Genomic DNA, 25,450 nt, shown 5'->3' on the forward strand with positions numbered 1-25,450 from the left:
ATGGCGATGACGGCACAGGTGAAAGCAGAACTGGCCAGCACGAAGGTGACCAAGACCTGTTGCAGGAAGGCCGAGGTCTCGGCCATGCTCCGTTTCGCGGACGCACTCCACCTGGTCAACGGCGGCATCGTGGTGGAGGCCGAGCTCGACACCGGGTCCGCCGCACGCCGCATGCGCAAGGACATCGCCGAGGTCTTCGGCCACCAGCCCGAGGTGGTGCTCCTCAAGGGGAGCGGCATCCGGCGCGGCACCCGCTACCTGGTCCGGGTCGCTCGCGAGGGTGAGTCCCTGGCCCGGCAGACCGGCCTGATCGACCAGCGCAACCGTCCCGTCCGTGGCCTGCCGCCCGCCGTCGTCAACGGGTCGGGCTGCGACGCCGTCGCCGCCTGGCGGGGCGCGTTCCTCGCCCACGGCTCGCTCACCGAGCCCGGTCGCTCCAGCTCCCTGGAGGTCACCTGCCCCGGGCCCGAGGCGGCCCTGGCGCTGGTGGGCTCCGCCCGTCGCCTCGGCATCTCCGCCAAGGCCCGCGAGGTACGCGGCGTCGACCGGGTCGTGATCCGCGACGGCGACGCCATCGGCCAGCTCCTCACCCGGCTCGGCGCCCACGAGTCCCTCCTTGCGTGGGAGGAGCGCCGGATGCGCCGCGAGGTCCGCGCCACCGCCAACCGCCTCGCCAACTTCGACGACGCCAACCTGCGTCGGTCCGCACGCGCTGCAGTGGCTGCCGGCGCCCGGGTCGACCGCGCCCTGGAGATCCTCGGCGACGAGATCCCCGACCACCTCCAGCAGGCCGGGCGTCTCCGACTGGAGCACAAGCAGGCCTCCCTGGAGGAGCTCGGCCAGCTCAGCGACCCGGTCCTGACCAAGGACGCGATCGCCGGCCGGATCAGGCGGCTGCTCGCCATGGCCGACAAGCGTGCCGAGGAGCTCGGCATCCCGGACACGGAGTCGTCGCTGACTCCGGAGATGCTCGTAGAAGAGGCCTGACCCGATCACGATAGGGTCGGGACTCAGCCCATTTCTCGTTGACCAGGAGTACCGACTGTGACTGTTCGCGTAGGCATCAACGGCTTCGGCCGCATCGGCCGCAACTTCTTCCGCGCCGTCCACTCCATGGGCGCCGACGTGGAGGTTGTCGCCGCCAACGACCTCGGCGACCTCAAGACGATGGCTCACCTGCTCAAGTACGACTCGATCCTCGGGCGCTTCCCCGAGGAGGTCTCCGTCGCCGACGACGGGATCAAGGTCGGGGACAAGACGATCAAGATCCTGGCCGAGAAGGACCCGGCCGCGCTCCCGTGGGGCGACCTCGGCGTCGACGTGGTGATCGAGTCCACCGGATTCTTCACCGACGCGACCAAGGCGAAGGCGCACATCGACGGCGGCGCCAAGAAGGTCATCATCTCCGCGCCGGCCTCCAACGAGGACATCACGATCGTGATGGGCGTCAACCACGAGGACTACGACACCGACAAGCACCAGGTGATCTCCAACGCCTCGTGCACCACGAACTGCCTCGCGCCGATGGCCAAGGCCATCCATGACGAGTTCGGCATCGTCAAGGGCCTGATGACCACCATCCACGCCTACACCGGTGACCAGAACCTCCAGGACGGGCCGCACAAGGACCTCCGCCGCGCCCGCGCGGCCGCGATCAACCTGGTGCCGACCTCCACCGGCGCCGCCAAGGCCATCTCGCTGGTGCTCCCCGAGCTCAAGGGCAAGCTCGACGGCTACGCCATCCGCGTCCCGGTCCCCACCGGCTCCGCCACCGACCTCACCATCGAGGTCGGCCGCGAGACGACGGCCGAGGAGGTCAACGCCGCGGTCCAGAAGGCCGCCGAGGGTCCCCTCAAGGGCTACCTGAAGTACACGGCTGACCCGATCGTGTCCTCCGACATCGTCACCGACCCGAGCTCCTGCATCTTCGACTCCGGCCTGACCAAGGTGCTCGGCAACCAGGTCAAGGTCGTCGGCTGGTACGACAACGAGTGGGGCTACTCCTGCCGCCTCGTCGACCTGGTCACCCACGTCGGCGCCACCCTCTGATCGGCAGCTGCTGAGATGAGCGCCACCCTCGACGCGCTGGCGAGCCAGCTCGGCGGCTCCGTCTCGGGCAAGCGCGTTCTGGTCCGCTCGGACCTGAACGTGCCTCTCGACGGAGAGAAGATCGGTGACGACGGCCGGATCAGGGCGAGCGTGCCCACGATCCGCGAGCTGTCCGAGGCGGGGGCCCGGGTCGTCGTGATGGCGCACCTCGGCCGCCCCAAGGGGGAGCCCGACCCGAAGTACTCGCTGCGCCCGGTCGCCACCCGGCTCAGTGAGCTGCTCGGCACCGAGGTCTTCTTCGCCACCGACACGGTGGGGGAGTCGGCCCAGGAGGTCGTCGCCGCCCTCGGGGACGGCGAGGTGGCGTTGCTGGAGAACGTCCGCTTCAATGCGGGCGAGACCAGCAAGGACGCCGCGGAGCGGGGTGCGTTCGCCGACCAGCTCGCCGACCTCGGTGACGCCTTCGTCAGCGACGGCTTCGGGGTCGTGCACCGCAAGCAGGCCAGCGTGTACGACGTGGCGCAGCGGCTGCCGCACGCCATGGGTGGCCTCGTCCGCACCGAGGTCGAGGTGCTCCAGCGGCTCACGGAGTCGCCGCAGCGGCCCTACGTGGTCGTGCTCGGCGGCTCGAAGGTCAGCGACAAGCTCGCCGTGATCGACAACCTGCTCGGCAAGGCCGACAAGCTGCTCATCGGCGGCGGGATGGTGTTCACCTTCCTCGCCGCCAACGGTCACGAGGTCGGCAACAGCCTGCTGGAGGCCGACCAGGTCGAGACCTGCCGGGAGTACCTCCAGCGGTCCAAGGACACCGGGGTGGAGATCGTGCTGCCCACCGACATCGTGGTGGCCCCCGAGTTCAAGGCCGACGCACCTGCGACCACGGTCGCCGTCGACGCGATCCCGCAGGACCAGATCGGCCTCGACATCGGTCCTGACTCCGCACGGGCCTTCGCCGAGGCGATCGCCGAGGGACGCACGGTGTTCTGGAACGGGCCCATGGGCGTGTTCGAGTTCGAGGCGTTCTCCGGCGGGACCCGGGCGGTCGCCCAGGCGCTGACCGAGGTCGACGGCCTCTCCGTGGTCGGCGGTGGCGACTCCGCGGCCGCCGTACGCCAGCTCGGGTTCGCCGACGACGCGTTCGGCCACATCTCCACCGGAGGAGGGGCCAGCCTGGAGTACCTCGAGGGCAAGAACCTCCCCGGTATCGACGTACTGACCGACTGAGAGAAGGACCATGCCCAAGCACTCCCGGACGCCCCTGATGGCCGGCAACTGGAAGATGAACCTGAACCACCAGGAAGCAGTCGTCCTGGTGCAGAAGCTCACCTGGACGCTGTCGGACAAGAAGCACGACTACTCCAAGGTCGAGGTCGTGGTGATTCCGCCGTACACCGACCTGCGCAGCGTGCAGACCATGGTCGACGGGGACCGTCTCCAGCTGAAGTACGGCGCCCAGGACGTCTCGCAGCACGACCAGGGCGCCTACACCGGCGAGGTCTCGGCGGCGATGCTGGCCAAGCTCGGCTGCTCCTACGTGTGCGTGGGCCACTCGGAGCGTCGTGAACACCACGGTGAGGACGACGCGCTGGTCAACGCCAAGGCGCACAAGGCGCTCGCCGCGGGGATGACCCCGATCGTGTGCGTGGGTGAGGGTCTCGAGGTCCGCCAGGAGGGCCGTCAGGTCGAGTACACCCTCGCCCAGGTCGACGGCTCCCTCGCCGGGTTCACCGCCGAGCAGCTGGCTGGTCTCGTGGTCGCCTACGAGCCGGTCTGGGCCATCGGGACTGGCGAGGTCGCCACCCCCGACGACGCCCAGGAGGTCTGCTCCGCGATCCGTGCGCGCGTCGCCGAGACCGCGGGCGAGGAGGCGGCTGCCGGCCTCCGGATCCTCTACGGCGGCTCGGTGAAGGCGAACAACGTGGGCGGGATCATGCAGCAGCCCGACGTCGACGGCTGCCTCGTCGGCGGCGCCAGCCTGCAGCCGGAGGAGTTCGGCGGCATCTGCCGGTTCTATGACATGCCAGTTCTCAGCTGACCGGTGCCTGTGATGTGCGCCGGGTGTTGTTAGGCTCACCCCGTGGTTATCGTCTTCGAGGTCCTGCTCGTGATCACGAGCCTGCTGCTGATCCTGCTCGTGCTCCTGCACAAGGGGCGCGGTGGCGGGCTCTCCGACATGTTCGGTGGCGGCGTCTCCAGCGGCCTCGGCGGATCCTCGGTGGCTGAGCGGAACCTCGACCGGATCACGGTGGGCATCGGCCTGGTGTGGTTCGCGTGCGTCGTCGGGCTCGGGCTCCTGCTCAAGACCACCAACTGATCCTCAACGGCTCGAAGGAGACACAGCGTGGCAGGCGGAGGAAGCGCCATCAGAGGCAGCCGTGTCGGAGCCGGGCCCATGGGCGAGGCGGAGCGCGGCGACGCGGCCCCGCGCCAGAACGTCACGTACTTCTGCTCCAACGAGCACCGCACCATGATCGCGTTCGCGGTCGAGGCCACGGCTCCGGCCACCTGGGACTGCCCGCGCTGCGGCCTCCCGGCCAGCCTCGACTCTGACAACCCGCCGCCGGCTCCCAAGATCGAGCCGTACAAGACCCACCTGGCCTACGTGAAGGAGCGCCGCTCCGACGCCGAGGCCAAGCAGATCCTCAACGAGGCCCTCGCCACCCTCCGCGCCCGCCGCAAGAGCGGCGACCTGATCTTCTAGCCCGGTCGGCGCGCTAGAGGGCGCTGGCGGCGGGTTCGTCCAGCCACCAGGTGGCGTTGGGGACGGTGATGCCGCGGGCGGGGGTCTCCTGGACGGTGCCCTCGGGGGCCAGGGCACGGGCCACGGCGTCGGCCTTGCCCTCGCCGGCGACCAGGAACCAGACCTCCTGGGCGCGGTTGAGCAGCGGGAACGTGAGCGTGATCCGCTCCGGGGGCGGCTTGGGGGAGTCGTCGACGCCGACCACGAGCTGGTCCTCGACCTCGAGCTGGGGGAAGCCGGGGAACAGCGAGGCCACGTGGCCGTCGGGGCCGAGCCCGAGGAGGACGAGGTCGAAGTCGCTGTCGAGGTGCTTGCCCACGGTCTCGGCGTACGCCGCCGCGGCCGCGTCGCGGTCAGGGTGGACCTCGTCGGCCGCGGGCATCGCGTGCACGCGCGCCGGGTCCGCCCCGACCACGTCGAGCAGGTCGAGCTCGGCGGCGCGGTCGTTGCGGTCGGTGGAGTCCGCGGGGACGTAGCGTTCGTCGCCCCACCAGAAGTCCACCTGCGTCCAGTCGACGTCGTCGGAGGGCAGCTGTGCTGCGGCGCGGTAGATCTCGTTGGCGATCGTGCCGCCGGTCAGGACGATCGAGGGCACCCTGCCCTGCGCCTGCACCTCCGCGATCCGGGCCACGAGGTGCTCGGCCACGCTGCGGGCGAGGGCATCGGCGGTGGGCAGCACCTTGGTCGTGGTCACAGCGATCCCATCTTCACGAGTCGTCGGGTGGTGGCGGCGTAGATGTCGTCCTCGTCGAGACGGCGCAGCTCCTCGGCCAGCAGCTCGGGGACCGAGCGCCGCTTCAGCGCGACCGGCCGGTCGGGCTGGCCGGGGGAGATGAACTGGGCCAGCTTGCCGTCGGGGCGGCGGATGCGGATGTCTCCGGTCCGGGTCGTGAGCACGACCTCGGTGATCCCCGGGCCCTTGGAGCTCTTCCGGTCCACCTCCACCTTGAGCCGGTCGACGAGCCACGCCACCAGCAGGTCCGCACTGGGGCTGATCCGCTCGGCGGTGACCGAGGCGTGGGTGACCTTGTGCGGGTACTGGTCGAGCGCGGCCGCCAGCAGCGCCCGCCACGGGGTGATCCGGGTCCAGGCGAGGTCGGTGTTGCCCTTGGCGTACGACGAGCACTGGTGGTGCAGCGCCTTGGTCTTGGCCCGGGTCGCGGCCGCGGCGTCGGTGACCCGTCGTTGCGCCAGGGCGCCGAGGGGGTCGGCGGCCGGGTCCTGCGGTGCGTCGGTGGGCCACCACACCGCCACCGGGGAGTCGGGGAGCAGCAACGGGAGTACTACGGACTCGGGGTGCTTGACGACCTCGCCCTGGAGCCGGATGAGCGCGGTCTCCCCGCTCCAGCCGGCACCGGTCCCGACCTGGGCGTTGACGACGGCGGTGCCGCGCCCGTCCCCGAGGATCACGCCGAGGACCCGTGCGGGGTGCTCCTTGGACGCCTCCTGGGCCGAGCGCATCGCCTCGTCCGCGTCGTCCTCGTCCACGACGACGACCAGGGTCATCACCATGCCCATGGCGGGGGAGCCGGCGCGCATCCGGGCCCGGGTGAGCTCCTTGGCGATGCCGGCGGAGTTCGTCGCCTTCAGCTCGATCATCTCGGGCTCCCTGCCTCGTCCAACCGACGGTCCTGCGGCCTGCACGAGGTCATGGTCGCCGCCAGGTGCGTCCGTCGCGGGCCAGCATCTCGTGGGCGGAGTCGGGACCCCACCGGCCCGAGGCGTACTGCTCGACCTTCACCTTGCCGGCGGCGTCCTGCCTGGCCCAGTGGTCGAGGATCGGGTCCAGGATCTGCCAGGACAGCTCCACCTCACGGTGCTGCGGGAACAGCGGGGGATCGCCGAGGAGCACGTCGAGGATCAGCCGCTCGTAGGCCTCCGGGCTGGCCTCGGTGAAGGATCCCCCGTAGGCGAAGTCCATGTTCACGTCGCGGATCTCCATCGCCGTCCCAGGCACCTTGGAGCCGAACCGCATCGTGATGCCCTCGTCGGGCTGGATCCGGAACACCACCGCGTTGTGGGTGAGGTCCTCGGTCGAGGTCTCGGAGAACGGCAGGTGCGGTGCGCGCTTGAACACCAGCGCCACCTCGGTGACCCGCCGGCCCAGCCGCTTGCCGGTGCGCAGGTAGAAGGGGACGCCGGCCCAGCGCCGGGTCTCCACGTCGAGCCGGATCGCGGCGAACGTCTCGGTGGTCGAGGACCGGGGGATGTCCTCCTCGTCGAGGTAGCCGCCGACCTTCTCGCCGCCGGCCCACCCGGCGGCGTACTGGCCGCGGGCGGTGTAGAGGTCCAGCCGTCGCGGGAGTACGACGGAGGACAGCACCTTCTGCTTCTCGATCCGCAGGCTCTCGGCGTCGAAGGAGACCGGCTCCTCCATTGCGACGAGCGCCATCAGCTGGAGCAGGTGGTTCTGGATCACGTCGCGGGCCGCGCCGATGCCGTCGTAGTAGCCGGCCCGGCCACCGATGCCGATGTCCTCGGCCATGGTGATCTGCACATGGTCCACGTAGTTGGCGTTCCAGATCGGCTCGAACAGGTTGTTGGCGAAGCGCATCGCGAGGATGTTCTGCACCGTCTCCTTGCCGAGGTAGTGGTCGATCCGGAAGACGGCCTCGGGCGGGAACACCTTGTCGATGGCGGCGTTGAGCTCACGCGCCGAGGCGAGGTCGTGGCCGAACGGCTTCTCCACCACGAGACGCCGCCAGGAGTCCTCGTCCGGGTCGGTCAGGCCGTGCTCCTGGAGCTGGCCGATCACGTCACCGAAGAACTTGGGCGGGATCGAGAGGTAGAACGCGTGGTTGCCGCGGGTGCCGCGGGCCTCGTCGAGCTCCTTGATCGTGCGGCGCAGGTTGGCGAAGGCCTCGTCGTCGGAGAAGTCCCCCTGCACGAACCGCAGGCCCTCGGCGAGCTGGTGCCACACCTCCTCGCGGAACTCGGTGCGGGCGTGGGCGCGCACCGAGTCGTGCACGATCTTCGCGAAGTCCTGGTCCTCCCACTCCCGCCGGGCGTAGCCCACGAGGCTGAACCCCGGGGGCAGCAGGCCACGGTTGGCGAGGTCGTAGATCGCCGGCATCACCTTCTTGCGCGCCAGGTCGCCGGTGACCCCGAACAGCACCATCCCGCTGGGGCCGGCGATGCGCGGCAGCCTCCGGTCCTCCGGGTCCCGCAGGGGGTTGGTCCACACTTCGCGCTGGTTCCCGCTGCCGGCCTCGGCCATGTGGGGCTCCGTCACCCGAGGACCCGACGTACGGCGTCGAGTCCCGCGTCGTGGTCGGTCAGGTGGAGCCGCAGCACGGGGCGTCCGTGCTCGGCCAGTACGGCGGCGTCGCCGATCGCCTGCGCGCTGATGAACGTGGCGAAGCTGAAGGGGCGGTCGGGGATCTCGAGGTCCTCGTGGGGCTGCGTGGTGACCTGCAGGAAGACGCCGACCGGGGGTCCGCCCTTGTGATACTGCCCGGTGGAGTGCAGGAACCGGGGTCCCCACCCGAACGTGGTCGGCCGCCCGGTGCGCGTGGCCAGGGACTCACGCACTGCGGCGAGGTCCTTGTCCCCGAGCCGGTCGAGGTAGGCCATCACCGCGAGGTAGCCGCGCTCGCCGTCGAGCTGGTCCAGCAGCGTCGCCACGGCCTCGGCCACGGTCGACTCCTCGGAGAGCAGCCCGTCGGTCGCGTAGACCTCGACGGAGCCGTCGGTGAACACCGGCGACGGCTTCTCCCCGCCGCCCTCGAGCATGTCGCGGGCCGCCTGCTTGGCGCTCTCGACGTCGGGCTGGTCGAACGGGTTGATCCCGATCACCCGTCCGGCGATCACCGTGGCGTACTCCCACAGCAACAGCTGGGCACCCAGGGGAGCGCGCACCGCGGCGGCCCAGCCCGAAGCGGGCTGGGTGTCCCGGGCGACTTCGGTGCCGATGGTCACCAGCACCTCGTCGGGGGTGCTCGGGGCGAAGTTGGGTGCGTCCAGGGAAGGTACGACGACCGGCAGGATGCCCTTGCCGTTCTTCCCGGTGGACTCGGCGATCAGCTGCTCGGCCCAGTCCCCGAACCCGGGGATGCCCGAGTTCGAGTCGGCGAGCACGATCTTGTCGGCACCTGCGGTGTTGGCGGCGCCGAGCAGGGCGCCGAGCCGGAGCCCGGGGTTCTCGGGGTCGTCCTCCTCCAGGAAGGACTGCACCGCCTCCGCCTCGTCGAGGAGCCGGCCGATGTCGGCGCCGGCGAGGCCGCTGGGCACGAGGCCGAACGCGGTCAGTGCCGAGTAGCGGCCACCCACGTCGGGGTTGGCGTGGAAGACGCGGTAGCCCGCCTCGCTCGCGGACTGGTCAAGCGGGGAGCCGGGGTCGGTCACCACGATCACGTGGGCGCTCGGCTCGAGGTCGGCGTCGCGGAAGGCCTTCTCGAACGCACGCTTCTGGCTGTCGGTCTCCACGGTCCCGCCGGACTTGCTGGAGATCACCACGATGCTCTCCTCCAGGCGGTCCTGGAGCGCGCGGCGGACGTAGTCGGGGTCGGAGGAGTCCACCACGGTCAGCTCGACGCCGTGCGCGGCACAGATGACCTCCGGTGCCAGCGAGGAGCCGCCCATCCCGCAGAGCACCACGTGTCCCAGGCCGCGGTCGGCGAGCACGTCACGCAGGCCGGTGATCTCCGCGACCAGGTCGCGCGACTCCTGCGCCAGGCCCACCCAGGCCAGCCGCTTGCCGGCCTCGTCGGCGGCCTCGGGCCCCCACAGCGAGGCGTCCCGGGCAGCGATGCCGGACGGGACCCCGGCGGCGACGAGCTCCTCGACGACCGAGTCGAAGGCCGCCGGGTCTCCCGGGGTGAGGAACAGCTCGAAGTCGTCGGCGGCCGACATGCTCCAGCCGCTCACTTACCGGACCCCTCGCGGGCGGCCTCGACGTTCTCCTCGACCGTGCCCAGGAGCTCCTGCCACGACTTCACGAACTTCTCGACGCCCTCCTCCTCGAGGGTGGCGATCACGTCGTCGTAGTCTATGCCCGCCTCGGCCAGGTCGGACATCACCTTGCGGGCGTCGTCGTAGTGCGGACGCACTTGGTCCCCCTTGACCTCACCGTGGTCCTTGACGGCCTGGAGGGTCTTCTCGGGCATGGTGTTGACGGTGTTCTCCACGGCCAGGTCGATGACGTACATCGTGTCGTCGTAGTCGGGGTTCTTCACCCCGGTGGAGGCCCACAGCGGCCGCTGCTTGTTGGCGCCGGCCTGGGCGAGCTTCTCCCAGCGCTCCCCGGAGAAGAACTTCTCGTATGCCTGGTAGGCCAGTCGCGCGTTGGCGACCCCGGCCTTGCCCTTGAGGTCGTCGCGACCACCGATCTCGTCGAGGCGGTTGTCGATCTCGCTGTCCACCCGGCTGACGAAGAACGAGGCCACCGAGTGGATCTTGGAGAGGTCCTCGCCGTTCTCCAGCGCCTTCTCCAGCCCGGCGACGTAGGCCTCCATCACGTTGTTGTAGCGCTCGAGGCCGAAGATCAGGGTGACGTTGACGCTGATGCCGTCCCCGAGCGCGTCGCTGATCGCGGGTGCGCCCTCGGTGGTCGCCGGGATCTTGATGAAGGTGTTGTGCCGGTCGACCTCCTTCCACAGCTCGCGCGCGGACTCCAGGGTGGCGTCGGTGTCGTGCGCCATCTCGGGGGAGACCTCGATCGAGACCCGTCCGTCGACCCCGCCGGTGGACTCGAAGACCGGCATCAGCACGTCGCAGGCGTTGCGGACGTCGGTGGTGGTCAGCCCGAAGACGACCCGGTCCACGTCGGCGCCGTCGGCGACGAGCTCCTTGAGCTGCGCGTCGTAGCGCTCACCCTCGGCCAGCGCCGAGGCGAAGATCGACGGGTTGGTGGTGACGCCCACGACGCTGTCGTTCTTGATGAGCTCGGCCAGGTTGCCGGTCTCGATGCGTTCGCGGGAGAGGTCGTCGAGCCAGATGGAGACCCCTACGTCGGAAAGCTGCTTGAGGTTGTCAGACATGTCGGTACTCCCTGTTCGATGGTGCGGGTGTCGGTTGCCGCTCAGCCGGTGGCCACGCGGATGCTGTCCTCGGCGGCCGCAGCCACCGCTTCGGCGGTGATGCCGAACTCTCGGTAGAGGCGGGCGTAGTCGGCAGAGGCGCCGTAGTGCTCCAGCGAGACGATCCGCCCGTGGTCGCCGACGATCTCGCGCCACCCCTGGGCGACGCCGGCCTCGACGGCGACACGCGCCTTGAGCGTGGGTGGGATCACGGTCTCCCGGTAGGCGGGCTCCTGCTCGTCGAACCACTCCCGGCACGGCATCGAGACGACGCGCGCCTGCACGCCCTGCTCGGCCAGGATCTCGCGTGCCCGGACGGCGAGCTGCACCTCGGAGCCGGTCCCGACCAGGACCACGTCCGGGGTGCCGTTCTCGGCGTCGAGCAGCACGTAGCCGCCCTTGCGGACGTCGTCGAGACCGGCGAAGCCGTCCTCGCCGCGCGGGAAGACCGGCACGTTCTGCCGGGTCAGGATGATCCCGGCCGGGCGGTCACTGTTCTCGATGATCGCCTTCCAGCACGCCGTGGTCTCGTTGGCGTCGGCCGGGCGTACGACGTCCAGGCCGGGGATCGCGCGCAGGGCGGCGAGGTGCTCGACCGGCTGGTGGGTCGGGCCGTCTTCGCCGAGGCCGATGGAGTCGTGGGTCCACACGTAGGTGACCGGGAGCCGCATCAGTGCGGCCAGCCGCACCGCGCCGCGCATGTAGTCGGAGAAGGTGAGGAAGGTGCCGCCGAAGACGCGGGTGTCGCCGTGCGCCGCGATGCCGTTCATGATCGCGCCCATGCCGTGCTCACGGATCCCGAAGTGCAGCACCCGACCGGTGTAGGGGTCGGCCTTCCACATCTTCGTGGAGCGTTCCTTGGGGATGAACGAGGCGGCGTCCTCGATGGTGGTGTTGTTGGACCCGGCGAGGTCGGCCGAGCCGCCCCAGAACTCCGGCAGCACGGCGGCGATCTTCTGGATGACCGCGCCCGAGGCCTTGCGGGTGGCCATCCCCTTCTCGTCGGCCGGGAAGCTGGGCAGGTCGGCGTCCCACTTCTCGGGCAGCACGCGGTTCTGCAGCCGGTGCAGGAGCTCCTGGCGGTCCGGGTGCCGCTTGGCCCAGGCGGCGTACTTCTTGTCCCAGTCGCTGTTGTAGGTGACGCCGCGCTCGCGCAGCTGCCGGGTGTGGGCGATCACCTCGGGGGCGATCTCGAAGGTCTGGTCGGGGTCGAAGCCCAGGACCTTCTTGGTCGCGGCGACCTCGGCCTCGCCGAGCGCGGACCCGTGGGCCTCGCCGGTGCCCTGTGCGTTGGGCGCGGGCCAGGCGATGATCGTCTTCAGCACGATGAAGCTGGGCTGGTCGGTGACCTCGGCCGCTGCCTGGATGGCGCGGTGCAGGGCGGGCACGTCCTCCTGGTACTGCTGCCCGCCGTTGGTCCAGTCGAGGGTCTGCACGTGCCAGCCGTAGGCCTCGTAGCGCTTGGCCACGTCCTCGGTGAACGCGATGTTGGTGTCGTCCTCGATCGAGATCTGGTTGTCGTCGTAGATCACGGTGAGGTTGCCCAGCTTCTGGGTGCCCGCGATCGAGGAGGCCTCGGCGCTGACGCCCTCCTCCAGGTCGCCGTCGGAGCACAGCACGTAGATCTGGTGGTCGAAGACCGAGTTGCCCGGGGCCGGTCCGGGGTCGAGCATGCCGCGCTGGCGACGGGCGGCCATCGCCATGCCGATCGCGTTGCCGATGCCCTGGCCCAGGGGTCCGGTGGTCGTCTCGACGCCGGCGGTGTGGCCGTACTCGGGGTGCCCGGGGGTCTTGCTTCCCCAGGTGCGCAGTGACTTGAGGTCCTCGAGCTCGAGGCCCCAGCCGCCCAGGAAGAGCTGGATGTAGAGCGTGAGGCTGGAGTGGCCGGCGGAGAGCACGAACCGGTCGCGCGCGATCCAGTCGGGGTTGGCGGGGTCGTGCCGCATCACCTTCTGGAACAGCAGGTACGCCGCCGGAGCGAGGCTCATCGCCGTGCCGGGGTGACCGTTGCCCACCTTCTGCACGGAGTCCATGGCCAGGACCCGTGCGGTGTCCACCGCCCGGTCGTCCAGCTCGGTCCAGTCGAGTCGGGCATCTGTGGGCACGTCGGTGGGTCCTCTCATCGGCTTGAGCGTTGTGTTCGAGCGTAGTGCGCCGGTGCAGTGCAGGTCACGTCGGTCGGGTCGTGGACCGAGACCCCCCGGAGATATGCTCGATCGGGTAGTACCCCGTTCGTGCACCACGATCCAGCTGTCCCCGGGCCCTGAAGGCGAGGCCGCGTGATCTTTCTCGTTCGCACCTCGACGCGCACGCCCGGACGCAGGGACCCCGAATGACCGCAGTTGACTCCGACTTGGCCGTCGATACGCGCGCTTCCGGGCGCCCGGGGGTCCGCGATGTGGTCGCCGCCTACGTCGGACTGACCAAGCCGCGCGTGATCGAGCTGCTGCTCCTCACCACGGTCCCGGTGATGTTCTTCGCCGAGCGCGGGGTGCCCCCGCTGTGGCTGGTGGTCGCGACCGTGGTCGGCGGCACCCTCTCGGCCGGTGGCGCCAGCGTGCTCAACTGCGTCTACGACCGCGACATCGACGAGCAGATGCGCCGCACCCGTCGCCGCGCGCTGCCTCGCCACATCGTCACTCCGCGGGCCGCCCTGGTCTTCGGGCTGACGCTTGTCGCGCTCTCGACGCTGGTCCTCGGGTTCTTCGTCAACTGGCTCTCCTCCGGCCTCGCGCTCGCGGCGAGCGCGTTCTACCTCTTCGTCTACACGATGGTGCTCAAGCGGCGTACGACGCAGAACATCGTGTGGGGCGGCCTGGCCGGCTGCTTCCCCACACTGATCGGCTGGACCGCGGTGACCAACGAGCTCGCGTGGGCCCCGGTCGTGCTGTTCCTGGTGGTGTTCTTCTGGACGCCGCCGCACACCTGGGCCCTGGCGATGCGCTACCGCGAGGACTACGCCCGCGTCGACGTGCCGATGCTGCCCGTCGTCAAGGACGCGGAGGGTGTCTCGAAGCAGATCGTGGCCTACTCCTGGGTGATGGTGGCCACCTCGCTGCTGCTGTGGCCGGTGGCGGGGACCCACGTCCTCTACCCGATCGCGGCCACCGTTCTGGGCGCCTTCTTCCTGGTCGAGGCCCACCTGATGTGGCGCCGGGCCCGTCGCAGCAACCAGCTCACCGACGTGCGGCCGATGCGGTTGTTCCACTGGTCGAACATGTATCTCTCGCTGCTGTTCGTCGCCGTCGCCCTGGACCCGCTGGTCAAGGGCTGAGCCCGGCGCTCAGGAGCCCGCCAGCGACTCCAGGACGCCCTCGAGCATCTGCTGTCCCCGGGAGATCACCGCGGGCCGGGTCGCCTTGTCGGCGCTGAGCCGCACGGTGACCACCTCGAGACCGCTGACGGCGGCCATCGTGACCGAGCCGGATCCGCCCTCGGCCCCTGCCGCGGCACACGCCTGGTCGGCTCCCTGAGGGGTGAAGCCGGCGACCTCGCTCAGCTCTGCCCGGTCGATCGCCTGGCACTGGCTCGTCCACACGTCGTCGGCCGAGATCTCGTCGGAGGCCTGCAACCAGGTCACCACCGCCTGCACCGTCGCCGCGGTGCCGTCCGGGGAGCGCAGCGAGCACGCAGCGGTCGGGTTGCCGGTCGCGTCGCTGTTCGAGCTGGCGACCAACCCCTCCCGGGCCTGGTCGGGGACCGTCGCGCACAGGTCGGCCGGGACGACCGGCTCCAGCGGCTGGAGGGGTTCGGGCTCCGGGGTGCCGCAGCCCGAGGCCAGCAGCAGGGCGGCGAGCACCGTCCCCAGACGAGCATGACGCCGTGCTGTCGCCATCACGCCTCCTCGCTGTCCTGGGCATCCCGCGCGGCCCTGTGAGGTCGCAACGGGCCACATTTCACCACAGCGTGGGCGCGGTGACAGGCCGAACGATCGAGGTGTCGCGAGGACCTGTGCCACCACGTAGCCTTGGCCGCGAGCCGCAGCGGCTCACCGGACGAGGGAGCCGTACCCGGAACGCGACAAGACGGCCTGGATGGAGCTCCGCATGGCATGGCTGGTCCTTGTTCTCTCCGGTGTCCTCGAGGCCGTCTGGGCCGTGGCCCTCGGCAAGTCCGAGGGGTTCTCCCGGCTGACGCCGTCAGTGGTGTTCCTGGTCACGATCGGCGCCAGCATGGCGGGACTCGCCTACGCGATGCGGACACTGCCCATCGGCACGGCGTACGCCGTGTGGGTCGGCATCGGCGCCGCGCTCACGGTCGCCTTCGGGATGGCCACCGGGGACGAGTCCTTCTCGGTGGTCAAGGTGCTGCTGCTGGTCGGCCTGGTCGGGTGCGTGGTCGGGCTCAAGCTCGCGCACTGAGCTCGTCCGCGCGGGCTGAGCGGGACTCGCGGACGTCGATCACCGCCCACGTGACTGCTGCCGAGAGCACCGCCGCGCCGAGCAGGTGCAGGCCGACGAGGATCTCCGGGAGGTCGGTGAAGTACTGCACGAAGCCGACCGCGCCCTGGGCGAGCTCGACCAGGAGCAGGGTCCAGGTGGCCCGGCTGCGGTGCAGGAGCAGCAGCGCCACCGAGAGCCCGACGAGCAGGAACACGGCGTCGGCGTGCAGCTGGGAGAGCTGCAGCGGGTCGAGGCCGTTGCGCGGCACGTCGAGGTCGCCGGCGTGCGGTCCCGAGCCGGTCACCACGGTGCCGAGGTAGAGGACCACCCAGGCCACGGCGTACGTCGCCCAGGCGATCGCGACGTGCCGGGACTGGCCCGGGACGGGGTCGGGCGCGGGATGGTCGATCCGGCGCAGGTAGAGCACGGCGAGGCTGATCATCGCCATCGACACCAGCAGGTGCAGCGAGACCACCCAGGGGTTCAGGTCGGTGAGCACGGTGATGCCCCCGACGACCGCCTGCGCGGGGATGCCGAGCCCGAGCCACAAGGCGAACAGGCGCAGGTCGCGCCGGCCCGACTGCCAGGCGCTGATGAACGTTGCGATCGCGATCGCCGCCAGCGCGAAGGTCAGCATCCGGTTGCCGAACTCCACCGCGGAGTGGAAGTCCAGGGCGCCGTGCGGGGTGAACGACTCCTCGGTGCACCGCGGCCAGGTGGGGCAGCCCAGCCCCGAGGCGGTCAGGCGGACCGCGCCGCCGGTGACCACGATGGCGATGTTGGCGAACAGCGTCGCGAACCCGAGCCGGCGCAGCCACGCGGGTGTGCCCAGCCCGGTCGGGTCCCCGGCGGAGCGGGCCGGTTCGGTGACGAGGTCCTGCTTCAAGGTCATTCTCATTCCCACTTGAACGTTCTGGCGGTCAGCGCCGTGCCGATCCCCGCCCACACGAGGAGGACCAGCAGCGCCGCCCAGTCGACGGTCCCCGTCCAGAATGCCTCACGGAGTCCCTCACCCAGCGCGCCGGAGGGGAGCAGCTGGGTGAGGCTGCCGAAGGCGCCGTACGCCGAGGCGGGGAGCACGACGGCGCCGCCTGCCATCAGCAGCAGGTAGACCAGGTTGGCGGCGGCCAGGGTGGCCTCGGCGCGCAGCACGCCCGCCACGAACAGGCCGAGCGCCGCGAAGGCGGCCGTCCCCGCCACGATCATCAGCAGCGGCGCGAGCACGCTCAGGTGCGGGTCCCAGCCCATCACCAGCGCGACCGCCGTGATCACCGTCACCTGGAGCAGCTCGACCAGCAGCAGGGCGCCGACCTTGCCCAGCAGCAGGCCGGAACGGGGGAGCGGTGAGGACCCCAGCCGCTTGATCACTCCGTAACGCCGTTCGAAGCCGGTGGCGATGGCCAGCGAGGTGAACGCGGTGGACATCACCGCCAGGGCCAGGACACCGGGGGCGAACACGTCGATGGGCTCGCGGGTGAAGGACAGGTCGAGGTGCCTGGACCCGAGCACGCCGCCGACGAGCACGATCACCGGGATCACGACGGCGAGCAGCAGCTGCTCGCCGTTGCGCAGCATCAGCCGCGACTCCATCGACGCCTGCGCCAGCACCTGGCGCGGCAGCGGTGCCGCGCCCGGCCGCGGGGTGAACATGCCGGTGGCGCTCATGTGGTCAGCTCCCGGCCGGTCAGCTCCAAGAAGGCGTCCTCGAGGTTGCGCTGTCCGAGCTGGAGGGACTCGGGCAGCACCCCGTGCTCCTCGCACCAGGCCGAGACGGTGGCCAGGGTGGTGCTGTCGGCGGGTCCGGTGATCAGCAGGCTGACGTCGCTGATGGTGCGCACGTCGAGGCCGTGGCCCAGCGCGCCCTGGAGCAGCGCCGGCGCCCCGTCGGGGAACGGCTTGGTGACCACGAGCCGGATCGTGGAGGTCCCGCCCCGGGTGAGCTCGAGCGGCGTGCCGGAGGCGATCATCCGGCCGTGGTCGATGATGTGGATCCGGTCGGCGAGCCGCTCCGCCTCGTCCATGTGGTGGGTGGTCAGCACGACGGTGACCCCGTCGGTGCGCATCTCCTGGAGCAGCTCCCACGTCGTACGCCGGGCCGCGGGGTCCATCCCGGCCGTGGGCTCGTCGACGAAGACCAGCTCGGGCCGCCCGACCACCGCCAGGGCGAGCTTCAGCCGCTGCTGCTGGCCGCCCGAGAGCCGCCGGTAGGGGGTGCGGCCACACTCGCCGAGGCCGAGGCGCTCGGCGAGGAGGTCGACGTCGAGGGGGTGCGCGTGCAACCGGGAGACGTGCGTGAGCATCTCCATGGCCCGCACGCCCGACCAGGCCCCGCCGTCCTGGAGCATCACCCCGATCCGGGGGAGCAGCTCGCGGCGCTGCCGCTGGGGGTCGAGGCCCAGGACGGAGACCGAGCCGGACTGCGCCTTGCGGTAGCCCTCGCAGGTCTCCAGCGTGGTCGTCTTGCCGGCGCCGTTGGGTCCGAGGACCGCGGTGATCGTGTGTCGGTCCACGACGAGGTCGAGGTGGTCGACGGCCACCTTGTCTCCGTAGCGCATCACCAGTCCCTCGACCGCAACCGCGGCGGTGGGGGAAGAAGGCACTCCTGGATTCTACGGAGCGTTGCTCACGGGACCGGCAGGCCCTTGACGTAGGCGGCCTGGCCGAGGTGCTGCAGGCAGTCGCCGAGGACGCTGACCAGCCGGACCCCGGCCGTGACCGGGGGGTTCCAGCTCCGGTCGACGACCCGGTCCAGCTCGTCGGCGTCGACCCGGGAGACGTAGTCGAGCGAGAGCTGGTGCACCTCGGCGTGGTAGTCGACGAGGTCCTGGAGGTTCTCGACCCGGACGAGGTCGACCTGCTCGGAGGAGTGCCCGTAGCCGATGTCGTGGGGCTCCAGGGGGAGGTCGAGCCGGTCGGCCCAGCCGGAGTGCCAGGCCTGCTGCGTGCCGGCGAGACCGGCGACGTGGTCGTCCTGGACCCGGGCGGTGTGCCACAGCAGCCACACGATCGGGTTGCCGGTTCCGCCGGGGCGGTACCGGGCCGCAGCGGGGTCCAGGTCGGAGGCGACGTCGACGTAGAGCTCACGGACGCGTCCGAAGTGGTCGGCCAGCAGGTCTGAGGTCTTCATGCCCCGACGTTACGACGGGGGTCGGCGGCCCGGCAGGCCCCGATCGAGGTAAGGGTCACCTTATTTGAAAGGGCCTCCGTATTAAAGGCACACTGACGTTGTGGAAATCGCCGGACCGCTCCCCAGTGAGCAGACCCAGGTCGACCAGCCCACGCGTGAGCGTGTGGTGCGGTCGGTCATGGTCAACGGTCCCTCCACCGCCGCAGCACTGGCCAAGCGTCTCGAGCTCACCCCGGCCGCCGTACGCCGCCACCTCGACCACCTGATCGAGGAGGGCACCCTGGAGGCCCGGGAACCACGGGCCACCGCCGTACGAGGACGTGGTCGCCCGGCCAAGGTCTTCGCGCTGACCGCGGCGGGCCGTGACCGGCTCGACCAGGCCTACGACGACCTGGCCGCGCAGGCGATCCGCTTCCTCGCCGAGACAGGGGGAGCGGAGGCCGTCCGGCTGTTCGCCGAGCGGCGGGCCAACAAGATCGAGCAGGGTTTCGACCGGCTGCTCGCGGACCGTCCCGACCTCGACCCGGTCGAGGCACTGGCCATGGTGTTCACCGACCAGGGCTACGCCGCCGCTGTGCGCAACAGTCCCGTCGGGGAGCAGCTGTGCCAGCAGCACTGCCCGGTCTCCCACGTCGCCCACGAGTTCCCGGAGCTGTGCGAGGCCGAGACGGCCGCCATCAGCCGGATGCTCGGCGGTCGTCACGTCCAACGCCTCGCGACCATCGCCCACGGCGACGGCGTGTGTACCACCTGCATTCCTGCCATCAGCACCACCCACAGCAAGGCCACACCAAGCAAGGAGAGGGTCACCCGATGACTTCGATCGAAGAGCTGAACCCGTCACTGAAGGGGATCGGCCGCTACGAGTTCGGCTGGGCCGACAAGAACGACGTGGGTGCCAACGCCACGCGCGGCCTGAACGAGGACGTGGTGCGCAACATCTCCATGCTGAAGAACGAGCCCCAGTGGATGCTCGACCTGCGCCTGAAGGGCCTCAAGCTCTTCGGCCGCAAGCCGCTGCCGAAGTGGGGCTCGGACCTGTCGACGATCGACTTCGACAACATCAAGTACTTCGTCCGCTCGACCGAGAAGCAGGCCCAGACCTGGGACGACCTTCCCGCGGACATCAAGAACACCTACGACAAGCTCGGCATCCCCGAGGCCGAGAAGGCCCGCCTGGTCTCCGGTGTCGCCGCGCAGTACGAGTCCGAGGTCGTCTACCACGCGATCAACGAGGAGCTCGAGGCCCAGGGCGTGCTGTTCCTGGACACCGACACCGCGCTCAAGGAGCACCCGGAGATCTTCCAGGAGTACTTCGGCACCGTGATCCCGGTCGGTGACAACAAGTTCTCCGCGCTGAACTCCGCGGTGTGGTCGGGCGGCTCGTTCATCTACGTCCCCAAGGGCGTCCACGTCGAGATCCCGCTGCAGGCCTATTTCCGGATCAACACCGAGAACATGGGCCAGTTCGAGCGCACGCTGATCATCGCCGACGAGGACTCCTACGTGCACTACGTGGAGGGCTGCACCGCGCCGATCTACAGCTCGGACTCGCTGCACTCCGCGGTCGTGGAGATCATCGTGAAGAAGGGCGCCCGCGTCCGCTACACGACGATCCAGAACTGGTCGAACAACGTCTACAACCTCGTCACCAAGCGCGCCACCTGCGAGGCCGGAGCGACGATGGAGTGGGTCGACGGCAACATCGGCTCCAAGGTCACGATGAAGTACCCCGCCGTCTACCTGATGGGCGAGCACGCCAAGGGCGAGACGCTCTCCATCGCCTTCGCCGGCGAGGGCCAGCACCAGGACGCCGGCGCCAAGATGGTGCACGCCGCCCCGAACACCTCGAGCTCGATCCTGAGCAAGTCGGTGGCCCGTGGCGGTGGGCGTACGTCGTACCGCGGCCTGATCCAGATCAACGAGGGTGCTCACGGCTCCAAGAGCAACGTGCTGTGCGACGCCCTGCTGGTCGACCAGATCAGCCGCTCCGACACCTACCCCTACGTCGACATCCGTGAGGACGACGTCTCCATGGGTCACGAGGCCAGCGTCTCCAAGGTCTCCGACGACCAGCTGTTCTACCTGATGTCGCGAGGCATGGAGCAGGACGAGGCGATGGCGATGATCGTGCGTGGCTTCGTCGAGCCGATCGCCAAGGAGCTGCCGATGGAGTACGCCCTCGAGCTGAACCGGCTGATCGAGCTGCAGATGGAGGGGGCAGTGGGCTGAGCGCTCTGCGCTCTGCCCACTGATGCGGGCTCGTGCTCGCCTGGCGGCTCGCACTCGTCAGCTCGGCTCTGTGCCGGTCTCACCATTGCCAGACATGTTGAACTAGGAAAGTAGATCGTGACTCTTACTGAATCATCTGTGCGCGACGCGCTCGAGATGCCTGCTGAGAAGGTGCTCAGCCACCTGCACCCGGAGGGGTCCTTCGACCTCGCCGACCACGACGTCCCCACGGGGCGCGAGGAGGTGTGGCGGTTCACGCCGCTCAAGCGTCTCCGCGGGATCCACGCCGATGCGCCGCTGGACGGCCACTCCTTCGAGATCGCGGTCTCCGCGGCCGACGGCGTGGTCGCCGGCCAGGTCGGCATCGACCACGAGTCCCGCGGCACCTCCGGCCTGATCCCCCCGGACCGGGTCAGTGCCCGTGCCTGGGCCGCTGCGGACTCGGTGTTCCTGGTCGACGTCCCCAAGGACCACGTCGGTGACGCGGCCACCACGGTGACGCTCACCGGCACCGGCAACGACGTCGCCTCGGCGGGCCACCTGGTGGTCCGTGCGGGCGCCTTCTCCAAGTCCACCGTGGTGCTGAGGTTCCTCGGCACCGCCACCTTGGTCGAGAACGTCGAGATCGTCGTCGGCGACGGCGCCGAACTCACGCTCGTCACCGTGCAGGACTGGGACGACGAGGCCGTGCACCACTCCACCCAGCACGCCAAGGTCGGCCGCGACGCCAACCTGCGCCACGTCGCCGTCTCCTTCGGTGGCGACCTGGTACGCCACGACGCGACCGCCGAGTTCTCCGCTCCCGGCGGCTCGGTGGAGATGCTCGGTCTGTACTTCGCCGACGGTGGTGGCGACTCGCGTGGCCAGCACATCGAGCACCGCCTGTTCGTGGACCACAACCAGCCGCACACCAAGAGCAACGTGGTCTACAAGGGCGCCCTGCAGGGCGAGGGTGCGCACGCCGTGTGGATCGGCAACGTCCTGATCCGCAAGGTCGCCGAGGGCATCGAGACCTACGAGGAGAACCGCAACCTGGTGCTCACCGACGGTTGCCAGGCCGACTCCGTGCCCAACCTGGAGATCGAGACCGGCGAGATCCTCGGAGCCGGGCACGCCTCGGCCACGGGCCGGTTCGACGACAACCAGCTGTTCTACCTGCGCTCGCGCGGGATCGAGGAGTCCGAGGCCCGCCGCCTGGTGGTGCACGGGTTCTTCATCGACCTGATCCACAAGATCGGCGTGCCCGAGCTCGAGGAGCAGTTGGTCAGCACCGTCGAGGCGGAGCTCGAGAAGAACGTGCACAGGATCCTCTGATGGCTTTCACCCGCGCGTGCTCGCTCGCCGAGCTCGTCGACAGCGAGCCCTTCAAGGCAGAGGTCGACGGCCACTCTGTGGCCGTGGTCCGTCACGGCGGCGAGGTCTTCGCCATCGAGGACGAGTGCAGCCACGCAGCCGTGCCGCTGTCCGAGGGCGAGGTGGAGGACCTCACGATCGAGTGCTTCCTGCACGGCTCGTGCTTCGACCTGCGCACCGGCAAGCCGACCGGGCCTCCGGCGACCGATCCCGTCCCTGTCTTCCCCGTGCAGATCGACGGCGACGACGTACTCATCGACATCGACACGCCCCTCGCGGGCTGACCCGACTTTCCACGAACAAGGAGCAACACATGGCAACGCTGGACATCAAGGACCTGCACGTCTCGGTGGATACCGAGGACGGCCCCAAGGAGATCCTCAAGGGGGTCGACCTGACGATCAACGAGGGCGAGACCCACGCGATCATGGGCCCCAACGGGTCCGGCAAGTCCACTCTGGCCTACTCCATCGCCGGGCACCCGAAGTACACCGTGACGCAGGGCTCGATCACCCTCGACGGCGTCGACGTGCTCTCGATGAGCGTGGACGAGCGCGCCCGCGCCGGCCTGTTCCTCGCGATGCAGTACCCCGTCGAGGTCCCCGGCGTCTCGGTGTCGAACTTCCTGCGCACCGCCAAGACCGCCATCTCCGGCGAGGCCCCCAAGCTCCGCACGTGGGTAAAGGACGTCAACGCGGCGATGGACCGGGTCCACATGGACAAGGCGTTCGCCACCCGCAACGTCAACGAGGGCTTCTCCGGTGGTGAGAAGAAGCGCCACGAGGTCGTCCAGCTCGAGCTGCTCGACCCCAAGGTCGCGGTGCTCGACGAGACCGACTCCGGCCTGGACATCGACGCGCTCAAGATCGTCTCCGAGGGCGTGAACCGCTTCAAGGAGTCCGGCGACAAGGGTGTGCTGCTGATCACCCACTACACCCGCATCCTGCGCTACATCACCCCCGACTTCGTGCACGTCTTCGTCGACGGGCGCATGGTCGAGCAGGGCGGCCCCGAGCTGGCCGACCAGCTTGAGGCCGAGGGCTACGACAAGTACCAGTCGGCGCTGCGATAAGCGGCGCTGGGCTGCGTTGTCGTCACTCGACGGCCCGCTTCGCTCAAAGGCCGCCTTCGCCCCTCCGCCTTGCCCCGCACCACCTCTTACAACGCCGACAGCGACAATGATGGAAAGGAAGTCCGGTTGATGGAAGGGCTACTGCCCGGTCTGGAAGTCATCCGCAAGGACTTCCCGATCCTGGAGCGCCGGATGAGCGGTGACCTGCCGCTCGTCTACCTCGACAGCGCCAACACCTCCCAGAAGCCGCAGTGCGTGATCGACGCGATGGTCGACCACCTCGAGCACCACAACGCCAACGTGGCCCGGGCGATGCACCAGCTCGGTGCGGAGTCCTCGGCGGCCTTCGAGGAGGCCCGCGACAAGGTCGCGGCGTTCCTCAACGCGCCCTCGCGCGACGAGGTGATCTTCACCAAGAACGCCACCGAGGCGCTGAACCTGGTCGCCAACACGATGGCCTGGGCCGGCCCGCTGGAGGTGAAGGCCGGGGACCGGGTGGTGATCACCGAGATGGAGCACCACTCCAACATCGTCCCGTGGCAGCTGCTCACCGAGCGCAAGGGTGCCGAGCTGCGCTGGTTCGGGCTCACCGAGGACGGCCAGCTCGACCTGTCGAACATCGACGAGCTGATCACGCCGGCGACCAAGGTCGTCGCGCTCACCTGGGTCTCGAACATGCTCGGCACGATCAACCCGGTCGCCGAGATCGCCCGCCGTGCCCACGAGGTGGGTGCTGTGGTCGTCGTGGACGCCTCCCAGGCGGCCCCGCAGCTGCCGGTGGACGTGCAGGCCGTCGACGCCGACTTCCTCGCCTTCACCGCGCACAAGGTCACTGGCCCGACCGGTATCGGAGTGCTCTGGGGCAAGGCGGAGCTGCTCGGGCAGCTCCCGCCGTTCCTCGGCGGTGGCGAGATGATCACCACCGTGACGATGGAGAAGTCGACGTACGCCGCCATCCCGCACCGCTTCGAGGCCGGCACCCCGCCGATCGTGGAGGCGGTCGGCCTCGGTGCCGCCGTCGACTACCTGCGCGAGATCGGCCTGGACAACATCCACCGCCACGAACAGACGATCACCGGCTACCTGCTCGAGGGGCTCGCCACCGTCGGCGGGGTCTCGGTGATGGGCCCGCTGGACCCGACGATGCGCGGGGGAGCGGTGTCCTTCGAGATCGAGGGCGTCCACCCGCACGACGTCGCCCAGACCCTGGACGCCCGCGGGATCGCCGTACGCGCCGGTCACCACTGCGCCAAGCCCGCGCACAAGCGGTACGGCGTGCAGAGCTCGACCCGCGCCTCGTCGTACCTCTACACGACACCTGACGAGATCGACGCCCTGATCGAGGGAATCAACTACACCAAGAAGTACTTCAAGGTGACGTGATGGATCTCGACAGCCTCTACCAGGAAATCATCCTCGACCACTACCGGAACCCGCACCATGCAGGCCTGCGGGACCCGTTCGGGGCCGAGGTGCACCACGTCAACCCCACCTGCGGCGACGAGATCACGCTGCGCGTCCAGCTCGAGGGCGAGCCGGGCGCCGAGACCGTCACCGACGTGTCCTACGACGCGGAGGGCTGCTCGATCAGCCAGGCCGCGACCTCCGTGATGGCCGACCTCGTGATCGGTCAACCGGTCACCAAGGCCCTCGCGACGCACGAGGCCTTCGTCGAGCTGATGCACGGCCGTGGCAAGGTCGAGCCCGACGAAGAGGTGCTCGAGGACGGCATCGCGTTCGCCGGTGTCGCCCAGTTCCCCGCACGCATCAAGTGCGCCCTGCTCTCCTGGATGGCGTTCAAAGACGCCACTGCCCAGGTCATCACCAAGGAGGACTCATGACCGAGACAGCCAACCACGACGACCTGCCCGAGGTTCCCGAGGCAACCGGTGTCGGCACCGCCACCGCGAGCCGTGACGATGTCTTCGAGGCGATGAAGGACGTCGTCGACCCCGAGCTGGGCATCAACGTGGTCGACCTCGGCCTGGTCTACGACGTGCACCTGGACGAGCACTCCAACGCCGTGCTCGACATGACGCTGACCTCGGCGGCCTGCCCGCTGACTGACGTGATCCAGGACCAGACCAACACGGCCCTCGAGGGCCTCGTCGGCGATGTCACGATCAACTGGGTCTGGATGCCGCCGTGGGGTCCGGACAAGATCACCGACGACGGCCGCGAGCAGCTCCGGGCACTGGGCTTCAACGTCTGAGCTCGCCTGCGAGCAGCATCGGTGCTCGTGGATGATCGCAACGATCATGGCCAGTCCCGGTGTGCCGTCAAGGAACCCTGAACCGTTCATGCCTGGCACCCTCTTCGAGGTCAGGAGGTGGTGGACCAGCTCGTGCAACGTGTGTCTCGCGATCCAGCCCACCGAGCGGGTCTGGGTGGCGGGAAAAGTACTCCAGCGGCGACCAGACGTCGGGCTCGCTTCTTGAGCGCAGCGCCCGGCTGGAGGTTCGTCTTGTGACTGACCCG

27 protein-coding genes and 1 riboswitch are annotated in these 25,450 nt (G+C 69.6%); of the genes, 16 read left to right on the forward strand and 11 right to left on the reverse strand.

Annotation, left to right across the window (positions count from 1 at the left end):
• The 6 genes from whiA to AC4BGC_RS08455 are packed head-to-tail and all read left to right on the forward strand — an operon-like array spanning position 1 to position 4,750.
• Positions 1-987, forward strand: a complete 987-nt coding sequence (whiA, locus tag AC4BGC_RS08430; protein ID WP_490544272.1) for a DNA-binding protein WhiA — start codon at positions 1-3, stop codon at positions 985-987.
• 57 nt (positions 988-1,044) lie between these two features.
• Positions 1,045-2,049 (forward strand): type I glyceraldehyde-3-phosphate dehydrogenase, encoded by a 1,005-nt coding sequence (gene gap, locus AC4BGC_RS08435; protein ID WP_490544271.1) that lies wholly within the window; start codon positions 1,045-1,047, stop codon positions 2,047-2,049.
• Positions 2,050-2,064: 15 nt separating this feature from the next.
• Positions 2,065-3,273, forward strand: a complete 1,209-nt coding sequence (locus AC4BGC_RS08440) for a phosphoglycerate kinase (protein WP_490555160.1) — start codon at positions 2,065-2,067, stop codon at positions 3,271-3,273.
• Between the two features lie 10 nt (positions 3,274-3,283).
• Positions 3,284-4,084, forward strand: a complete 801-nt coding sequence (gene tpiA, locus AC4BGC_RS08445) for a triose-phosphate isomerase (RefSeq protein ID WP_490544269.1) — start codon at positions 3,284-3,286, stop codon at positions 4,082-4,084.
• Between the two features lie 42 nt (positions 4,085-4,126).
• Positions 4,127-4,363, forward strand: coding sequence for a preprotein translocase subunit SecG (gene secG / locus AC4BGC_RS08450; protein ID WP_490544268.1), 237 nt, complete (start codon positions 4,127-4,129; stop codon positions 4,361-4,363).
• Positions 4,364-4,390: 27 nt separating this feature from the next.
• On the forward strand, positions 4,391-4,750 hold the full coding sequence (locus AC4BGC_RS08455) for an RNA polymerase-binding protein RbpA (RefSeq protein ID WP_490544267.1): 360 nt from the start codon (positions 4,391-4,393) through the stop codon (positions 4,748-4,750).
• Between the two features lie 13 nt (positions 4,751-4,763).
• On the opposite strand, the gene pgl is transcribed toward AC4BGC_RS08455, so the two are convergent.
• From pgl to tkt, 6 genes are read right to left on the reverse strand one after another with little or no spacing between them, the layout of a single operon-like run.
• The gene (pgl, locus tag AC4BGC_RS08460; protein ID WP_490555161.1) at positions 4,764-5,483 is read right to left on the reverse strand and encodes a 6-phosphogluconolactonase; all 720 of its coding nucleotides are present in this window, start codon (positions 5,481-5,483) and stop codon (positions 4,764-4,766) included.
• Complete coding sequence (locus tag AC4BGC_RS08465) at positions 5,480-6,388, reverse strand: glucose-6-phosphate dehydrogenase assembly protein OpcA (protein ID WP_490555162.1); 909 nt, start codon at positions 6,386-6,388, stop codon at positions 5,480-5,482. The genes pgl and AC4BGC_RS08465 overlap by 4 nt, the downstream gene beginning before the upstream one ends.
• A 49-nt stretch (positions 6,389-6,437) precedes the next feature.
• A complete protein-coding gene (gene zwf / locus AC4BGC_RS08470) occupies positions 6,438-8,006 on the reverse strand; it encodes a glucose-6-phosphate dehydrogenase (protein ID WP_490555733.1) in 1,569 nt (522 codons plus the stop codon).
• An 11-nt stretch (positions 8,007-8,017) separates the two neighbouring features.
• Positions 8,018-9,655 (reverse strand): phosphoglucose isomerase-related protein, encoded by a 1,638-nt coding sequence (locus tag AC4BGC_RS08475; protein WP_490555163.1) that lies wholly within the window; start codon positions 9,653-9,655, stop codon positions 8,018-8,020.
• Positions 9,652-10,767, reverse strand: coding sequence for a transaldolase (gene tal, locus AC4BGC_RS08480; protein ID WP_490555164.1), 1,116 nt, complete (start codon positions 10,765-10,767; stop codon positions 9,652-9,654). Before tal ends, AC4BGC_RS08475 begins: the two co-directional genes overlap by 4 nt.
• Positions 10,768-10,808: 41 nt before the next feature.
• Positions 10,809-12,929 (reverse strand): transketolase, encoded by a 2,121-nt coding sequence (gene tkt / locus AC4BGC_RS08485; RefSeq protein WP_490555165.1) that lies wholly within the window; start codon positions 12,927-12,929, stop codon positions 10,809-10,811.
• 209 nt (positions 12,930-13,138) lie between these two features.
• Here tkt and AC4BGC_RS08490 point away from each other — a divergent pair, with 209 nt between their 5' ends.
• Positions 13,139-14,080: a heme o synthase gene (locus AC4BGC_RS08490; protein WP_490555166.1), complete on the forward strand. Its 942-nt coding sequence runs from the start codon at positions 13,139-13,141 to the stop codon at positions 14,078-14,080.
• 9 nt (positions 14,081-14,089) lie between these two features.
• On the opposite strand, the gene AC4BGC_RS08495 is transcribed toward AC4BGC_RS08490, so the two are convergent.
• On the reverse strand, positions 14,090-14,641 hold the full coding sequence (locus AC4BGC_RS08495; protein WP_490555167.1) for a hypothetical protein: 552 nt from the start codon (positions 14,639-14,641) through the stop codon (positions 14,090-14,092).
• A gap of 135 nt (positions 14,642-14,776) precedes the next feature.
• Positions 14,777-14,841, forward strand: a riboswitch (guanidine-III (ykkC-III) riboswitch).
• Between the two features lie 11 nt (positions 14,842-14,852).
• On the opposite strand from AC4BGC_RS08495, the gene AC4BGC_RS08500 reads away from it, so the two are divergent.
• Positions 14,853-15,167, forward strand: a complete 315-nt coding sequence (locus AC4BGC_RS08500; protein ID WP_490555168.1) for a DMT family transporter — start codon at positions 14,853-14,855, stop codon at positions 15,165-15,167.
• Here the strand turns inward: AC4BGC_RS08500 and AC4BGC_RS08505 are convergent.
• From AC4BGC_RS08505 to AC4BGC_RS08520, 4 genes are read right to left on the reverse strand one after another with little or no spacing between them, the layout of a single operon-like run.
• A complete protein-coding gene (locus tag AC4BGC_RS08505) occupies positions 15,151-16,080 on the reverse strand; it encodes a COX15/CtaA family protein (protein ID WP_490555169.1) in 930 nt (309 codons plus the stop codon). The two genes, AC4BGC_RS08500 and AC4BGC_RS08505, sit on opposite strands and share 17 nt — an antisense overlap.
• A 2-nt stretch (positions 16,081-16,082) precedes the next feature.
• Positions 16,083-16,853 carry an ABC transporter permease gene (locus AC4BGC_RS08510; RefSeq protein ID WP_490555170.1) on the reverse strand — a complete coding sequence of 257 codons (771 nt, stop codon included), beginning with the start codon at positions 16,851-16,853 and terminating at the stop codon, positions 16,083-16,085.
• A complete protein-coding gene (locus tag AC4BGC_RS08515; protein ID WP_490555171.1) occupies positions 16,850-17,788 on the reverse strand; it encodes an ABC transporter ATP-binding protein in 939 nt (312 codons plus the stop codon). Before AC4BGC_RS08515 ends, AC4BGC_RS08510 begins: the two co-directional genes overlap by 4 nt.
• A 23-nt stretch (positions 17,789-17,811) precedes the next feature.
• On the reverse strand, positions 17,812-18,315 hold the full coding sequence (locus AC4BGC_RS08520) for a mycothiol transferase (RefSeq protein ID WP_490544254.1): 504 nt from the start codon (positions 18,313-18,315) through the stop codon (positions 17,812-17,814).
• A 100-nt stretch (positions 18,316-18,415) separates the two neighbouring features.
• Here AC4BGC_RS08520 and AC4BGC_RS08525 point away from each other — a divergent pair, with 100 nt between their 5' ends.
• The 8 genes from AC4BGC_RS08525 to AC4BGC_RS08560 all read left to right on the forward strand — a co-directional run bounded on the left by AC4BGC_RS08525 (position 18,416) and on the right by AC4BGC_RS08560 (position 25,184).
• Positions 18,416-19,132: a helix-turn-helix transcriptional regulator gene (locus AC4BGC_RS08525; protein ID WP_490544253.1), complete on the forward strand. Its 717-nt coding sequence runs from the start codon at positions 18,416-18,418 to the stop codon at positions 19,130-19,132.
• The gene (gene sufB / locus AC4BGC_RS08530) at positions 19,129-20,547 is read left to right on the forward strand and encodes a Fe-S cluster assembly protein SufB (protein ID WP_490544252.1); all 1,419 of its coding nucleotides are present in this window, start codon (positions 19,129-19,131) and stop codon (positions 20,545-20,547) included. Before AC4BGC_RS08525 ends, sufB begins: the two co-directional genes overlap by 4 nt.
• A 117-nt stretch (positions 20,548-20,664) precedes the next feature.
• The gene (sufD, locus tag AC4BGC_RS08535; RefSeq protein ID WP_490555172.1) at positions 20,665-21,861 is read left to right on the forward strand and encodes a Fe-S cluster assembly protein SufD; all 1,197 of its coding nucleotides are present in this window, start codon (positions 20,665-20,667) and stop codon (positions 21,859-21,861) included.
• A complete protein-coding gene (locus AC4BGC_RS08540; protein WP_490544250.1) occupies positions 21,861-22,184 on the forward strand; it encodes a non-heme iron oxygenase ferredoxin subunit in 324 nt (107 codons plus the stop codon). Before sufD ends, AC4BGC_RS08540 begins: the two co-directional genes overlap by 1 nt.
• A 29-nt stretch (positions 22,185-22,213) precedes the next feature.
• Entirely contained in the window at positions 22,214-22,972 is a 759-nt protein-coding gene (gene sufC, locus AC4BGC_RS08545) for a Fe-S cluster assembly ATPase SufC (RefSeq protein ID WP_490544249.1), read from the forward strand.
• Between the two features lie 129 nt (positions 22,973-23,101).
• Entirely contained in the window at positions 23,102-24,355 is a 1,254-nt protein-coding gene (locus AC4BGC_RS08550; RefSeq protein WP_490555173.1) for a cysteine desulfurase, read from the forward strand.
• Complete coding sequence (gene sufU / locus AC4BGC_RS08555) at positions 24,355-24,813, forward strand: Fe-S cluster assembly sulfur transfer protein SufU (RefSeq protein WP_490544247.1); 459 nt, start codon at positions 24,355-24,357, stop codon at positions 24,811-24,813. Before AC4BGC_RS08550 ends, sufU begins: the two co-directional genes overlap by 1 nt.
• Positions 24,810-25,184 carry a metal-sulfur cluster assembly factor gene (locus tag AC4BGC_RS08560; RefSeq protein WP_490544246.1) on the forward strand — a complete coding sequence of 125 codons (375 nt, stop codon included), beginning with the start codon at positions 24,810-24,812 and terminating at the stop codon, positions 25,182-25,184. The genes sufU and AC4BGC_RS08560 overlap by 4 nt, the downstream gene beginning before the upstream one ends.
• The last annotated feature ends 266 nt before the right edge of the window (positions 25,185-25,450 follow it).

This window comes from Nocardioides sp. Z38_18, assembly GCF_058215695.1.

Bases quoted from the DNA above. Each gene is read 5' to 3' on its own strand.
- whiA (WP_490544272.1), top strand. From the start codon at position 1: ATGGCGATGACGGCACAGGTGAAAGCAGAACTGGCCAGCACGAAGGTG.
- AC4BGC_RS08440 (WP_490555160.1), top strand. From the start codon at position 2,065: ATGAGCGCCACCCTCGACGCGCTGGCGAGCCAGCTCGGCGGCTCCGTC.
- tpiA (WP_490544269.1), top strand. From the start codon at position 3,284: ATGCCCAAGCACTCCCGGACGCCCCTGATGGCCGGCAACTGGAAGATG.
- AC4BGC_RS08465 (WP_490555162.1), bottom strand. From the start codon at position 6,388: ATGATCGAGCTGAAGGCGACGAACTCCGCCGGCATCGCCAAGGAGCTC.
- zwf (WP_490555733.1), bottom strand. From the start codon at position 8,006: ATGGCCGAGGCCGGCAGCGGGAACCAGCGCGAAGTGTGGACCAACCCC.
- tal (WP_490555164.1), bottom strand. From the start codon at position 10,767: ATGTCTGACAACCTCAAGCAGCTTTCCGACGTAGGGGTCTCCATCTGG.
- tkt (WP_490555165.1), bottom strand. From the start codon at position 12,929: ATGAGAGGACCCACCGACGTGCCCACAGATGCCCGACTCGACTGGACC.
- AC4BGC_RS08490 (WP_490555166.1), top strand. From the start codon at position 13,139: ATGACCGCAGTTGACTCCGACTTGGCCGTCGATACGCGCGCTTCCGGG.
- AC4BGC_RS08495 (WP_490555167.1), bottom strand. From the start codon at position 14,641: ATGGCGACAGCACGGCGTCATGCTCGTCTGGGGACGGTGCTCGCCGCC.
- AC4BGC_RS08500 (WP_490555168.1), top strand. From the start codon at position 14,853: ATGGCATGGCTGGTCCTTGTTCTCTCCGGTGTCCTCGAGGCCGTCTGG.
- AC4BGC_RS08505 (WP_490555169.1), bottom strand. From the start codon at position 16,080: ATGACCTTGAAGCAGGACCTCGTCACCGAACCGGCCCGCTCCGCCGGG.
- AC4BGC_RS08510 (WP_490555170.1), bottom strand. From the start codon at position 16,853: ATGAGCGCCACCGGCATGTTCACCCCGCGGCCGGGCGCGGCACCGCTG.
- AC4BGC_RS08520 (WP_490544254.1), bottom strand. From the start codon at position 18,315: ATGAAGACCTCAGACCTGCTGGCCGACCACTTCGGACGCGTCCGTGAG.
- sufB (WP_490544252.1), top strand. From the start codon at position 19,129: ATGACTTCGATCGAAGAGCTGAACCCGTCACTGAAGGGGATCGGCCGC.
- AC4BGC_RS08540 (WP_490544250.1), top strand. From the start codon at position 21,861: ATGGCTTTCACCCGCGCGTGCTCGCTCGCCGAGCTCGTCGACAGCGAG.
- sufC (WP_490544249.1), top strand. From the start codon at position 22,214: ATGGCAACGCTGGACATCAAGGACCTGCACGTCTCGGTGGATACCGAG.
- AC4BGC_RS08550 (WP_490555173.1), top strand. From the start codon at position 23,102: ATGGAAGGGCTACTGCCCGGTCTGGAAGTCATCCGCAAGGACTTCCCG.
- sufU (WP_490544247.1), top strand. From the start codon at position 24,355: ATGGATCTCGACAGCCTCTACCAGGAAATCATCCTCGACCACTACCGG.
- AC4BGC_RS08560 (WP_490544246.1), top strand. From the start codon at position 24,810: ATGACCGAGACAGCCAACCACGACGACCTGCCCGAGGTTCCCGAGGCA.